This window comes from Enterobacter sp. 198, assembly GCF_009025585.1.
Lineage (GTDB): Bacteria > Pseudomonadota > Gammaproteobacteria > Enterobacterales > Enterobacteriaceae > Enterobacter > Enterobacter ludwigii.
The window spans coordinates 251,630-264,924 of the sequence record NZ_WCIM01000016.1 but is presented as its reverse complement, the minus strand read 5'-3'; the positions used below and the strand labels follow the sequence as shown (position 1 = coordinate 264,924).

The 13,295-nt window shown below is 53.1% G+C and carries 15 protein-coding genes; 8 read left to right on the top strand and 7 right to left on the bottom strand.

Annotation, left to right across the window (positions count from 1 at the left end; all coding sequences use genetic code 11):
* The first annotated feature begins 2 nt into the window (after positions 1 to 2).
* From aaeB to F8561_RS09100, 3 genes are all read left to right on the top strand, one after another.
* Entirely contained in the window at positions 3 to 1,970 is a 1,968-nt protein-coding gene (aaeB, locus tag F8561_RS09110; RefSeq protein WP_014171852.1) for a p-hydroxybenzoic acid efflux pump subunit AaeB, read from the top strand.
* Positions 1,971 to 2,059: 89 nt separating this feature from the next.
* A complete protein-coding gene (locus tag F8561_RS09105) occupies positions 2,060 to 3,514 on the top strand; it encodes an NAD-dependent succinate-semialdehyde dehydrogenase (protein WP_086532057.1) in 1,455 nt (484 codons plus the stop codon).
* A gap of 45 nt (positions 3,515 to 3,559) precedes the next feature.
* Positions 3,560 to 3,832, top strand: coding sequence for a barstar family protein (locus tag F8561_RS09100; protein WP_014171850.1), 273 nt, complete (start codon positions 3,560 to 3,562; stop codon positions 3,830 to 3,832).
* A gap of 67 nt (positions 3,833 to 3,899) precedes the next feature.
* On the opposite strand, the gene yhcN (F8561_RS09095) is transcribed toward F8561_RS09100, so the two are convergent.
* The 3 genes from yhcN (F8561_RS09095) to argR form a co-directional block, all read right to left on the bottom strand.
* On the bottom strand, positions 3,900 to 4,166 hold the full coding sequence (yhcN, locus tag F8561_RS09095) for a peroxide/acid stress response protein YhcN (protein WP_014171849.1): 267 nt from the start codon (positions 4,164 to 4,166) through the stop codon (positions 3,900 to 3,902).
* A gap of 110 nt (positions 4,167 to 4,276) precedes the next feature.
* Positions 4,277 to 4,540 (bottom strand): peroxide/acid stress response protein YhcN, encoded by a 264-nt coding sequence (gene yhcN / locus F8561_RS09090; RefSeq protein ID WP_014171848.1) that lies wholly within the window; start codon positions 4,538 to 4,540, stop codon positions 4,277 to 4,279.
* A gap of 377 nt (positions 4,541 to 4,917) precedes the next feature.
* The gene (argR, locus tag F8561_RS09085) at positions 4,918 to 5,388 is read right to left on the bottom strand and encodes a transcriptional regulator ArgR (protein ID WP_014171847.1); all 471 of its coding nucleotides are present in this window, start codon (positions 5,386 to 5,388) and stop codon (positions 4,918 to 4,920) included.
* 397 nt (positions 5,389 to 5,785) lie between these two features.
* Here argR and mdh point away from each other — a divergent pair, with 397 nt between their 5' ends.
* The gene (mdh, locus tag F8561_RS09080) at positions 5,786 to 6,724 is read left to right on the top strand and encodes a malate dehydrogenase (RefSeq protein ID WP_014171846.1); all 939 of its coding nucleotides are present in this window, start codon (positions 5,786 to 5,788) and stop codon (positions 6,722 to 6,724) included.
* Positions 6,725 to 6,808: 84 nt separating this feature from the next.
* On the opposite strand, the gene degS is transcribed toward mdh, so the two are convergent.
* The 3 genes from degS to zapG form a co-directional block, all read right to left on the bottom strand.
* Positions 6,809 to 7,876: an outer membrane-stress sensor serine endopeptidase DegS gene (gene degS, locus F8561_RS09075; protein WP_020883511.1), complete on the bottom strand. Its 1,068-nt coding sequence runs from the start codon at positions 7,874 to 7,876 to the stop codon at positions 6,809 to 6,811.
* Positions 7,877 to 7,968: 92 nt separating this feature from the next.
* Positions 7,969 to 9,336, bottom strand: a complete 1,368-nt coding sequence (degQ, locus tag F8561_RS09070) for a serine endoprotease DegQ (RefSeq protein ID WP_014171844.1) — start codon at positions 9,334 to 9,336, stop codon at positions 7,969 to 7,971.
* 169 nt (positions 9,337 to 9,505) lie between these two features.
* On the bottom strand, positions 9,506 to 9,904 hold the full coding sequence (gene zapG / locus F8561_RS09065; protein ID WP_014171843.1) for a Z-ring associated protein ZapG: 399 nt from the start codon (positions 9,902 to 9,904) through the stop codon (positions 9,506 to 9,508).
* A gap of 189 nt (positions 9,905 to 10,093) precedes the next feature.
* Here zapG and zapE point away from each other — a divergent pair, with 189 nt between their 5' ends.
* The 3 genes from zapE (at position 10,094) to rpsI (ending at position 12,344) form a co-directional block, all read left to right on the top strand.
* On the top strand, positions 10,094 to 11,218 hold the full coding sequence (gene zapE, locus F8561_RS09060) for a cell division protein ZapE (protein ID WP_151887351.1): 1,125 nt from the start codon (positions 10,094 to 10,096) through the stop codon (positions 11,216 to 11,218).
* Positions 11,219 to 11,507: 289 nt separating this feature from the next.
* On the top strand, positions 11,508 to 11,936 hold the full coding sequence (gene rplM, locus F8561_RS09055; RefSeq protein ID WP_003860434.1) for a 50S ribosomal protein L13: 429 nt from the start codon (positions 11,508 to 11,510) through the stop codon (positions 11,934 to 11,936).
* Positions 11,937 to 11,951: 15 nt separating this feature from the next.
* A complete protein-coding gene (rpsI, locus tag F8561_RS09050; protein WP_003860436.1) occupies positions 11,952 to 12,344 on the top strand; it encodes a 30S ribosomal protein S9 in 393 nt (130 codons plus the stop codon).
* A gap of 11 nt (positions 12,345 to 12,355) precedes the next feature.
* Here rpsI and F8561_RS09045 read toward each other — a convergent pair whose 3' ends face one another.
* Entirely contained in the window at positions 12,356 to 12,658 is a 303-nt protein-coding gene (locus F8561_RS09045; protein WP_136342246.1) for a hypothetical protein, read from the bottom strand.
* On the opposite strand from F8561_RS09045, the gene sspA reads away from it, so the two are divergent.
* Positions 12,657 to 13,295: a stringent starvation protein SspA gene (sspA, locus tag F8561_RS09040; RefSeq protein ID WP_014071978.1), complete on the top strand. Its 639-nt coding sequence runs from the start codon at positions 12,657 to 12,659 to the stop codon at positions 13,293 to 13,295. The genes F8561_RS09045 and sspA overlap by 2 nt on opposite strands.

The following is a 13,295-nucleotide window of genomic DNA, read 5'->3' as shown; positions in this document are numbered from 1 at the left end:
TTATGGGTATCTTTTCCATCGCCAGCCAGCACATTCGCTTCGCCGTTAAACTGGCGTGTGCCATTGTGCTGGCGCTGTTTGTCGGCTTCCACTTTCAGCTGGAAACCCCCCGCTGGGCCGTACTGACGGCGGCGATTGTCGCGGCAGGGCCTGCCTTTGCTGCGGGCGGGGAACCTTACTCCGGGGCGATCCGCTACCGTGGGATGCTGCGCATCATCGGGACATTTATTGGCTGTTTCGCCGCACTGACCATCATCATATTGATGATCCGCACGCCGCTGCTGATGCTGATGGTGTGCTGTATCTGGGCGGGCTTCTGCACCTGGCTCTCGTCGCTGGTGAAAGTGGAGAACTCCTACGCCTGGGGGCTGGCCGGCTATACCGCGCTGATTATTATCATCACCATTCAAAGCGAACCGCTGCTTGCCCCACAGTTTGCCGTGGAACGCTGCAGTGAGATTGTCATCGGTATTGTCAGTGCGATTGTCGCTGACCTGCTTTTCTCTCCTCGCTCCATTAAGCAGGAAGTGGATCGTGAACTGGATGCGCTGATTGTTGCCCAGTATCAGTTGATGCAGCTCTGTATTAAGCATGGTGACAGCGAAGAGGTGGATAAAGCCTGGAGCGCTCTGGTGCGCCGCACCACGGCGCTGGAAGGGATGCGCAGCAATCTGAACATGGAGTCTTCGCGCTGGGCCCGTGCCAACCGCCGCCTTAAAGCCATCAACACCGTCTCCTTAACGCTGATTACCCAGGCGTGTGAAACCTATCTGATTCAAAACACCCGCCCGGACGCGGTAACCGATACCTTCCGCGAGCTGTTTGCTGAGCCGGTGGAAACCGTGCAGGACGTACACAAACAGCTTAAACGCATGCGCCGGGTCATTGCCTGGACCGGGGATCGTGATACGCCAGTGACGATCTATACCTGGGTCGGGGCCGCGACGCGCTACCTGTTGCTGAAACGCGGTGTGATCAGTAACACCAAAATCAGCGCGGTGGAGGAAGAGGTGCTGCAGGGTGAAGTGGTGATCAAGGCAGAATCCGCCGAACGCCATCACGCGATGGTTAACTTCTGGCGTACAACGCTTGCCTGTATGCTCGGCACGCTGTTCTGGCTGTGGACCGGCTGGACCTCCGGCAGCGGCGCGATGGTGATGATCGCCGTCGTTACCGCGCTGGCGATGCGTCTTCCGAATCCGCGCATGGTGGCCATTGATTTCCTGTTCGGCACAATTGCTGCACTGCCGATTGGCGCGTTCTATTTTCTGGTGATCATTCCCTCAACCCAGCAGAGCATGTTACTGCTCTGTATTAGCCTCGCGGTGATGGCGTTCTTTATCGGAATCGAAGTGCAAAAACGTCGGCTGGGTTCATTGGGTGCCCTGGCCAGTACGATTAACATCATTGTGCTGGATAACCCAATGACCTTCCATTTCAGCCAGTTCTTAGACAGCGCCTTAGGTCAGCTGGTGGGTTGTTTCTTGGCGATGATGGTCATTCTGCTGGTGCGGGATAACTCTCAGGCACGGACGGGCCGCGTGCTGTTGAATCAGTTTGTCTCGGCTGCCGTGTCGTCCATGACCACCAATACTGCGCGTCGCAAAGAGAACCACCTGCCGGCGCTCTATCAGCAGCTGTTTTTACTGCTGAACAAGTTCCCGGGTGACATCGCCAAGTTCCGTCTGGCGTTGACCATGATTATCGCGCACCAGCGTTTGCGTAATGCCCCCGTGCCCATCAATGACGATCTGTCGGCTTTCCACCGCCAGCTGCGTCGGACGGCCGACCACGTGCTTTCCGCCTCCAGCGATGACAAACGACGTCGTTACTTTAAGCAACTGCTTGAAGAGCTGGATATCTACCAGGAGAAGCTGAAAGTCTGGGAAGCACCGCCTCAGGTGACAGAGCCGGTAGGACGGCTGGTGTTTATGCTGCATCGCTATCAGAACGCCCTTACGGATAACTGACTGAAGTAAAAAAGCCGACGCCAAAAGCGTCGGTTTTTTTGTGGCTATACTTATTCCAGCATGCTCTTACATTCAGGAAGGGAGGACACATGACAACCCAGGCGCTTCAGGACAATCACCTTTTTCAGACCGGTTATCTGGTCAACGGCATATGGAAAACGCTGGACACGACGTTTGATGTGCTGAACCCGGCTACCGGTGAGGTCATCGCCAGAGTAGCCAAAGCCGGCAAAGCAGAAACCGAAGACGCCATTGCCGCGGCGGCCAAAGCTTTCCCGGCATGGCGCGCCAAAACCGCGAAAGAGCGTTCGGCAATTCTCTACCGCTGGTACGAACTGATCATTGAGAACAAAAGCTGGCTCGGGCGTTTAATGACCACCGAACAGGGCAAGCCCCTGAAAGAAGCGGAAGGCGAGGTGGAATACGCCGCGAGTTTTATCCAGTGGTTCGCCGAAGAGGCCAAGCGCGCGAACGGCGAAATTATTCCACCGATCAAACCGGGCTCCCGCATCCTGGCGACCCGCGAGCCCATCGGCGTGGTCGCGGCGATTACGCCGTGGAACTTCCCGATGGCCATGCTCACCCGTAAATTAGGTCCGGCGCTGGCGGCAGGGTGTACCGGGGTAATCAAACCGGCAAATAACACACCTCTCAGCGCCTTCGCGCTGCTTACGCTGGCAAAACAGGCCGGTGTACCGGATGGGGTACTCAACGCCGTAGCCGGGAATACGCATGAAATCAGTGACGCGATTATGGCGAGCCATGAGGTGCGGAAAATCTCCTTTACCGGCTCGACTTCCGTCGGCAAAACGCTGGTGCGTAACGCCGCAGAAACCATGAAGAAAGTGTCGATGGAGCTGGGGGGCAATGCGCCGTATATCGTCTTTGAAGATGCGGATATCGAGGCTGCCGTTAAAGGGGCTATCGCCAATAAATTCCGCAATGCCGGCCAGGTCTGCGTCAGCGTTAACCGTTTCTATATTCAGGAAACCGTCTACGACAAATTTGTGAATAAGCTTGCCGATGCGGTGAAGGCCCTGAAGGTCGGGAATGGTCTGGAAGAGGGCGTCATCGTGGGGCCGCTGATCGAATCCTCCGCCGTCGATAAGGTACGTGAACACGTTGAAGATGCCGTGGCCCGGGGTGCGACCGTTCTGGCGGGCGGTAAACCCCATTCGCTTGGCGGCAATTTCTGGATGCCAACTGTCCTGGGCGATTGCCATGAAGGCATGAAACTGGCTGAAGAAGAGACGTTTGGCCCGGTTGCGGCCTGCTTCCGTTTTACCTCGGAAGATGAAGTTATTCAGCGTGCCAACAACACGCCATATGGCCTGGCGGCTTACTTCTATACCCAAAATCTGGCACGTGTCTTCCGCGTGTCGCAGGCCATCGAAAGCGGGATGATAGGAATTAACGAATGTGCCGTCTCCACAGAGCTGGGGCCGTTTGGTGGGGTAAAAGAGTCTGGCCTTGGGCGTGAAGGGTCCGTGCTGGGGCTGGAAGAGTATCTGGAAGTCAAAACCCTGCATATTGGGGGATTATAATAATCAGGGCGGCGCAGGCCGCTCGCCTGGACTGGGTGACTGGCAATGAAAACCTATACCTTTGATTTTGACGAGATCGACAGTCAGGATGACTTCTATCGTGAATTTATCCGGGTGTTTGATCTTGAACGGGAAAGCGTCACCAATCTGGACACGCTGTGGGACGTGGTGACCGGCAGCCTGCTGCCGTTACCGCTGGAAATTGAGTTTATCCATCTGCCTGAAAAGTTGCGCAGACGGTTTGGCGCACTCATTTTGCTGTTTGATGAAGCGGAAGAAGAGCTGGAAGGGCAGCTACGTTTCAACGCGCGCCATTGATCAAGCCATAAAAAAGCCCCTGACCAGAAGGCCAGGGGCAAGTCGTATGATGAGATACGACGAGGGTTTATTTATACAGCTGAGCCGTTGCATGCCAGTGGTCACCCTGGTTCAGCTCGGTGACGCGATAGCTGCTGGCGCCTGCTTTTTCAGCTTTAGCGGCCAGTGCCTGACGGATATCCATTGGAGAGCCGGTAACGGACGTCACAGACACACTCCCCATAGACTGCAGATTCTGCGCCTGGTCAGCGTTCACTTGCTGTACGGCGGCACTTGCGCCGAAAGAGAGAACGGATGCCAGACCGAGGGTTGCGATGATGAATTTGGTTTTCATAGTTTTTGCTCCTGAATAGGGTTTTTGCTCAACGGCGAGAAGGGTTGAACTGCTATTTTTATGCCTGGTGCCGTTGAGTAGAGATTTTGGTCTTCAGTTATTACTAAAACTTATTTGTACAGCTCAGCGGTGGCGTGCCAGTGGTCACCTGAACGCGCTTCAATGATGCGATAAGATGACGCACCTTGTTCTTCCGCTTTTTTGTTCAGCATCTCATGCATGTCCATTGGAGACGTGCCGATTGCGCCGACGGAAACCGTACCGATTGCCTGGCGGGATTGTGCCTGCTCGGCATTGATAGCGTCAGCGGCGAAAGCACCGAATGACAGGACAGACAGGACGCTGAGCGCCGCTACAGTAGTTTTGATTTTCATGATTCTTTACCTCGTCGAATTTTTAGTGGGGTCTTTGTTTCGTGACCCTCATCACAAAATCAAGTATACACTAATAACGCTAAAAATTAATACCAGACTAATTGTTTCTGTTGTTATTAAGTATTAACTAACCTGTTTTTTATAACCTAATGGCATAAAATTGTACGTTTATTGTTCAGGGTGTGGCTGTATATCTAAGAAAATCATATGGATATCAGCTTTTGATTTTTTGTGCGATTTTTTGATTTATCATTCACCAAATGAATGTTAATGGGCGGTAAAAAGCACTATTTGTTAAAGTAAAGGGCGGGATAAAACAGGGGTAAACGCGGCAGAAGCAGAATGATCCCCGCAGCAGGACGCCACGGGGAGGGTAATCAGAGTTCCTGCTCGAACAGGTCCAGAATCGCTTCGTAGAGATCTTTCACTGAGAAGCCATTGGCGGGGGTAGTGAAGATGGTATCGTCACCCGCAATCGTCCCAAGGATGCCTTTGGGCTTACCCAGCGAGTCCAGCATACGTGCAATCAACTGTGCAGCACCCGGGCTGGTATGGATCACGACAACGGCATCGTTGTAATCGATATCGAGAACCAGATTCTTTAACGGGCTGGAGGTGGTTGGCACGCCAAGTTCTGCAGGCAGGCAGTAGACCATCTCCATTTTGGCGTTACGCGTACGTACCGCACCAAATTTGGTTAACATGCGGGAGACTTTCGACTGGTTGATGTTATCGAAGCCTTGTTCCTGTAAAGCCTGAACAATTTCTCCCTGAGAACTGAATATCTCTTCTTTGAGTAGCGCTTTAAACGCCTTCACTAAATCTTCTTGCTTAGACGAGCTTCGCATAAGTCACCCGGAATATGACGAAAGAAACAACATTATTATGCATGTGGATGAATTTTTATGCAAATTATCTGCCAGCGGTTAGGCTGAAATAATGTTATGAAAGGGAATGATTTTATCAGATTTCGTTATCAGAAAACATGCCTGGGTCACGGCAAGCAAATAAGCTTAAAAGTAAATTAAATGTTATCAAAATGATGTTGTTTTGGTGGCGTGGCAGGGTGTATTGTAACCCCCTCTTAATTCGTTGTCGTCTGTCGTCAGAAAGCCTTCTGGTGAGAGATAAAGTCGCGCGACCTCAAATTATTTAGTGACGAAAATTGTAATTAATTACCTGCTGAATTATGGTCGCCGCAACGGAGTTACAGATACTTAAGTTAACCATAATAAGGAGTTTAGGATGAAAGTCGCAGTCCTCGGCGCTGCTGGTGGTATCGGCCAGGCGCTTGCCCTACTACTGAAAACCCAACTGCCTTCAGGCTCAGAACTCTCCCTGTACGATATTGCTCCGGTAACCCCAGGTGTGGCGGTTGACCTGAGCCACATCCCGACAGCTGTGAAAATCAAAGGCTTCTCCGGTGAAGATGCTCGTCCTGCCCTGCAGGGCGCGGACGTAGTGCTGATCTCCGCTGGCGTGGCGCGTAAGCCAGGCATGGATCGTTCAGACCTGTTCAACGTCAACGCGGGTATTGTGAAAAACCTGGTGCAGCAGATTGCTGAAACCTGCCCGAAAGCGTGCATTGGTATCATCACTAACCCGGTGAACACCACGGTTGCTATCGCGGCAGAAGTGCTGAAAAAAGCCGGTGTTTACGATAAGAACAAACTGTTCGGCGTAACCACGCTGGACATCATCCGTTCCAACACCTTTGTGGCTGAACTGAAAGGCAAACAGCCTTCAGAAGTTGAAGTGCCGGTTATCGGCGGTCACTCTGGTGTCACCATTCTGCCTCTGCTGTCGCAGATCCCTGGTGTTAGCTTCACCGAGCAGGAAGTGGCTGACCTGACCAAACGCATTCAGAACGCGGGCACCGAAGTGGTGGAAGCGAAGGCGGGTGGCGGTTCTGCAACCCTGTCTATGGGCCAGGCGGCGGCACGTTTCGGTCTGTCACTGGTTCGTGCACTGCAGGGCGAGAAAGGCGTTGTTGAATGCGCGTATGTTGAAGGCGATGGCGAACACGCTCGTTTCTTCTCTCAGCCGCTGCTGCTGGGTAAAAACGGTATCGAAGAACATCAGCCGATTGGCAAGCTGAGCGCGTTTGAACAGAACGCGATGGAAGGCATGCTGGATACGCTGAAGAAAGATATCACTCTGGGCGAAGAGTTCGTTAACAAGTAAAACGGATGTCCCCACAGGCCGGGTAAGCCGTCATGCCGCCCGGCAAAAAAAAACGGAGCAATGCGCTCCGTTTTTTTATGCCTGTCAGTTGGTGGCCGGGTATTCCTGAATCGTCACCTGCAGCGTCAGCTTCTTATCGTTACGCATGACTTCAACCGGGATGATAGAGCCAGGACGGATCTCCGCAACCTGATCCATGGTCTCCAGCGCCGATACCGCTGGTGTGCCGTTGACCGACACGATGACATCATTAACCTGAATTCCCGCGTTAGCCGCCGGGCCGCCAGGCGACACTTCGTTGACCACGATGCCCTGAATCTGATCGATACCGCCGCCCTGCGAATGCATAGGCGCAATTTCACGACCGCCAATACCAATATAACCGCGGATCACACGGCCATCGCGGATCAGCTTATCCATGATCTTGGTCGCCAGCTGGAAGGGAATGGCGAACCCAATCCCTTCCGGCGTCTCACCGTCATTGCTCTTATCGAACGAGAGGGTATTGATACCCATCAGTTCACCCAGCGAGTTGACCAGCGCACCGCCGGAGTTACCGTGGTTAATGGACGCATCGGTTTGCAGGAAGTTCTGCCGGCCCGACGGGTTGAGGCCAATGCGACCGGTGGCGCTGATAATCCCCTGCGTGATCGTCTGACCCAGGTTATAAGGGTTACCAATAGCCAGCACGACGTCGCCAATATGAGGGGTTCGTTTACGGTTGATAGGAATAACCGGTAAACCGCCCGTGGCGTTGATCTTCAAAACAGCCAGGTCAGTCAGGCTATCCGAGCCCACCAGCAGGGCCTCAAATACGCGGCCATCCTGCAGGGCAACGATGATCTGGTCGGCATCGTTAATCACGTGTTTGTTGGTAATGATGTAGCCGCGCTCGTCCATAATTACCCCGGAGCCGAGAGTGCGGATCTCCAGCTGGTTATGGGCTGAGCTATTGAGGCCACGGTTATAAACGTTAACCACGGCAGGCGCGGCACGGCGAACGGCCTGGTTGTAGGTCGCAGGCGTTTCATCCGCACTGTCGAACTGAGGCGCCGACAGCTTATTGAACTGGCGTAAAGACGGCATGACGACCAGCAGCAGGCCGGCAACAATCAAACCGATGACAATTGAACGAAAGAGCTTTAAAAGCATGATGCGCGTGTCGTTAATAAAGGAACGATTTGCAGCATAACATGAGTTATCCGGACATCACACGCAGCGGTGATGTCCGGAATCGCAAATGCTTAGCGCAACAGAATATAGATAGACTCGTTGCCGCGCATAACCTGCAGGGCAATGACCGCCGGTTTGCTTTCCAGCACCTTGCGCAGTTCTGCGATGGATTGCACGCGATTGCGGTTCACGCCGATGATCACATCATCCTGATGCAATCCGGCCTGCGCGGCAGGGCTGCTCTTCTCGACGGTATCGACGCTAATCCCTTTCGTCCCGTCTTTCAGCTGCCCATCGCTCAGCGTTGCCCCTTGCAGCGCCGGGGCGATAAGCTCCGCGCTGGCAGAGGATGAGGTGCTCTTATCAAGCGTCACTTCGACATCCAGCGGCTTACCATCACGAATCAGGCCTAACTTCACTTTGGCACCCGGTTCGGTGGTGGCAATACGCGAGCGCAGTTCCGCAAAGCTGCTCAGCGGTTTATCGTTCAGGCTGACAATCACATCGCCCGACTTCACGCCAGCTTTTGCCGAGCCGGAGTTTGGCAGCACTTCACTGACAAACGCACCGCGCTGCACATTGATGTTGAACGCTTTCGCGATGTCAGCGCTCATCTCCATCCCTTTGATGCCCAACAGCCCGCGTTTGACCTCACCGAACTGAATGAGCTGCTGCGCCAGCGTTTTGGCCATATTGCTGGGGATAGCAAAACCGATGCCGATACTGCCGCCGCCCGGCGCCAGGATAGCGGTGTTAATCCCAATCAGCTCGCCGTTGAGGTTGAGTAAGGCCCCGCCGGAGTTCCCGCGGTTGATTGAGGCATCGGTCTGGATAAAGTTTTCCAGGCCTTCCAGATTCAGACCGCTGCGACCCAGCGCCGAGATTATCCCGGAGGTGGCGGTTTGCCCTAAACCAAACGGATTTCCCACGGCGACAGCAAAATCACCAACACGCAGTTTATCGGAGTCCGCAATGGCAATCTGAGTCAGATTGCTCGGGTTTTGCACCTGCAGCAGCGCGATGTCACTCTGGTCATCGCCGCCAATCAGTTTGGCCTCAAACTCACGCCCATCGTTGAGCTGTACGCTGATTTTATCGGCCTGACTGATAACATGATTGTTGGTCAGAATATAACCTTTGGCCGCATCAATAATGACGCCAGAACCCAGACCTTCAAAAGGCTGCGCCTGCTGGTCGGGCGACTCATCGCCAAAATATTTTTTCAGTTCTTCAGGTACGCGTTGATTTTGTAATGCCGTGCCTTCTACCTGCACGCTCACTACCGCAGGCAGAACTTTTTCCAGCATTGGCGCAAGACTTGGAATTGCCGCCTGGCCGGGTACCTGTGAAGGCAGGGCGGCAGATGCAGGGAAGGACGCCGAGAGAGATAACCCGACACTTAACGCTATAGCGCTCAACAGCTGGTTTTTTTTCTTCATCGATGCTGACTCTCGTAACCTGGAATAAAGGAAAAACGGCCCTAAAACACGTTGATGTTATTGAATTTTAAACCGCTGAACAATGAAGTGCTTACTCAATAATAGCTGGGGTCATGAAGAAAGGACGGGCGCAATAGCAGCGCCCGTAAAATAAATTCAGGTTGTGCGATTAATCGCGTTTTGCACCGCCGCGCAGCAGGCCAGACGCGCCATCTGAATAGTCGCGTGGCATCTGAACAGGGGCCTGATCGTTACCGGCTTCAGAGTCGGCCAGACGGTTACGGAATGGATTGGATTCCGCGGTCATTTCTGGCAGCAGGCTGCTGGAGCTTTTTGCCATATGTTGATAGAGCTGACGATAGTCGGTCGCCATGTTGTCCAGCAGCTCGGCGCTACGGGCAAAGTGGCTGACCAGCTCTTCACGATACTCTTCCAGTTCGGCTTTGTTCTTTTCCAGTTCGTACTGCAGTGACTGCTGCTGACGCAATTTGCGATTACCGAAACGCATGGCCACAGCACCAATGACGATGCCGACGACTAAACCGATTAGCGCATATTCCCAGGTCATGAACTTCTCCCGTTGTCTTGTTGTTCCGTAGGGTGTTGGCTCGGCTCCTGCCTGTGCCTGATATTGCCACTATAACCGCTATTTCCGCAGAAGTGGAATCCTGACGTATCATCGCGTAGTGTAGAACGGCCTTTTTTTCATCAGTCACGTCTGCTGGTGAGTATTATTTGAAGGAATAACAATACGTTTATGCAAAACCTGTCCCCTGCATCGCGATACCAACTTGCCCTTAATGAGGGTACACATCAGCCGGATGACGTTCAGCGTGAAGCGGTGAATCGTCTGGATACGATTTATCAGGAGCTCACGGCAAAACCTGCAGAGGGTGAACAGAGCAGTGGGTTAAAGGCGGCTCTGGGGCGGTTGCTCGGAAAAAAAGAGCCACAGACTCATGCGCCGGTGCGCGGTTTGTATATGTGGGGCGGCGTCGGGCGCGGGAAAACCTGGCTGATGGACCTCTTTTATCTGAGCCTGCCGGGGACCCGTAAGCAGCGTCTGCATTTCCACCGCTTTATGCTGCGGGTTCACGAAGAGCTGACGGCACTGCAGGGCAAAAGCGATCCGCTGGAGATTGTGGCCGACAGGTTCAAGGCGGAAACGGACGTACTCTGTTTTGACGAGTTTTTTGTCTCCGATATTACCGACGCCATGCTGCTGGGTGGCCTGATGAAAGCGCTGTTCGCACGCGGGATAACGCTGGTGGCGACCTCGAATATCCCGCCGGATGAGCTTTACCTCAATGGCCTGCAGCGCGCGCGTTTCCTGCCCGCTATTGATGCCATCAAACAGCACTGCGACATCATGAATGTTGATGCCGGGGTGGATTACCGTCTGCGTACCTTAACTCAGGCGCATCTGTGGCTCTCTCCCTTAAACGATGAGACCACGCAACAGATGGATAAACTCTGGCTGGCGCTGGCGGGGGCAAAACGGACTCATGCCCCTGAGCTCGAGATTAACCATCGCCCGCTGCAGACCCTGGGTGTCGAAAATCAAACCCTGGCCGTCTCCTTTGCAACGCTCTGTGTGGATGCCCGCAGTCAGCATGACTACATCGCGCTCTCGCGCCTGTTCCATACCGTGATGCTGCTCAACGTGCCGGTCATGACGCCGCTGATGGAAAGCGAAGCGCGCCGCTTCATTGCGCTGGTCGATGAGTTCTATGAGCGTCACGTGAAGCTTGTGGTCAGCGCCGAGGTACCTTTATATGAGGTGTATAAAGGCGAGCGGCTGAAGTTTGAGTTCCAGCGCTGTCTGTCGCGCCTGCAGGAGATGCAAAGCGAGGAGTATCTTAAGCTTCAGCATATGCCATAAATGCGACCTTCTCCCTGTGGGAGAGGGGCTGGGGGTGAGGGCGGCAGACCGCAAAAACCTTACCCCCGAAAAACCCGCCTCGAATCACATTTAAGGGTCGATCTTTGACCTCAACTTCTCTATAATCTTGCGACCCCACGTTACGAGAAGGTTTTTTTCCCGAAACTTTCTATGTGTCGGCATTAGCTATTCGAAGGGGTAGGTTTGCCGGACTTTGTCGTGTGAACCTCAACTGACTAAACGTTTGGGTGTTCACCAACGTGTAACTTATTATTTGGGTAAGCTTTTAATGAAAACTTTTACAGCTAAACCAGAAACCGTACAGCGCGACTGGTATGTTGTTGACGCGACCGGTAAAACTCTGGGCCGTCTGGCTACTGAACTGGCTCGTCGCCTGCGCGGTAAGCATAAAGCGGAATACACTCCGCACGTTGATACGGGTGATTACATCATCGTTCTGAACGCAGATAAAGTTGCTGTAACCGGCAACAAGCGTACAGACAAAATGTACTACCATCACACTGGCCACATCGGTGGTATCAAAGAAGCGACCTTTGAAGAGATGATTGCTCGCCGTCCTGAGCGTGTGATTGAAATCGCGGTTAAAGGCATGCTGCCAAAAGGCCCGCTGGGTCGTGCTATGTTCCGTAAACTGAAAGTTTACGCAGGTAACGAGCACAACCACGCGGCACAGCAACCGCAAGTTCTTGACATCTAATCGGGATTATAGGCAATGGCTGAAAATCAATACTACGGCACTGGTCGCCGCAAAAGTTCCGCAGCTCGCGTGTTCATCAAACCGGGCAGTGGTAAAATCGTAATCAACCAACGTTCTCTGGAACAGTACTTCGGTCGTGAAACTGCCCGCATGGTAGTTCGCCAGCCGCTGGAACTGGTTGATATGGTAGAAAAACTGGATCTGTACATCACCGTTAAAGGTGGTGGTATCTCCGGTCAGGCAGGTGCGATCCGTCACGGTATCACCCGCGCTCTGATGGAGTACGACGAATCCCTGCGTTCTGAACTGCGTAAAGCTGGCTTCGTTACTCGTGACGCTCGTCAGGTTGAACGTAAGAAAGTGGGTCTGCGTAAAGCACGTCGTCGTCCACAGTTCTCCAAACGTTAATCCTTTTCTGCTTACGCAGAAACGATTGGCGAAAAACCCGCTTCGGCGGGTTTTTTTTTATGGATAATGTGCAGGTTATCCACAGCATCACTGCATATATCTTCTCTTTTTCCACATTTCCAGAATCCCCTCACCACAAAGCCATCAAAATCTGGTAAACTATCATCCAATTTTCTGCCCAAATATCGGTGAATACTCGTTTTTTGTTCGATTCTTGAACAATGTGTTTTCTCTGGGATGGGCGATACAACATCTGGCTGGCCCTGTTTGGGCTGGTAGCAGTAAAAATTCTGAATATACCTGGAGGTTTTCATGGCTGTCGCTGCCAACAAACGTTCGGTAATGACGCTGTTTTCTGGTCCTACTGACATTTATAGCCATCAGGTTCGTATCGTGCTGGCCGAGAAAGGTGTCAGTTTTGAGATCGAGCATGTGGAAAAGGATAACCCGCCTCAGGATCTGATCGATCTCAACCCGAGCCAAAGCGTACCGACGCTGGTGGATCGCGAGCTGACCCTGTGGGAATCCCGTATCATTATGGAATATCTGGATGAGCGTTTCCCGCATCCACCACTGATGCCTGTTTACCCTGTTGCACGTGGTGAAAGCCGCCTGTACATGCAGCGTATCGAAAAAGACTGGTACACGCTGATGAACGTTATCGTCAACGGCTCCTCTTCTGAAGCAGACGCTGCACGTAAGCAACTGCGTGAAGAGCTGCTGGCGATTGCCCCTGTGTTTGGTCAGAAACCATTCTTCCTGAGCGATGAGTTCAGCCTGGTAGATTGCTACCTGGCGCCATTGCTGTGGCGTCTGCCAACCCTGGGCGTAGAGTTCAGCGGTCCGGGCGCGAAAGAGCTGAAGGGCTACATGACTCGCGTATTTGAACGCGATTCTTTCCTGGCATCTTTAACTGAACCGGAACGTGAAATGCGTCTCGGCCGAGGCTAA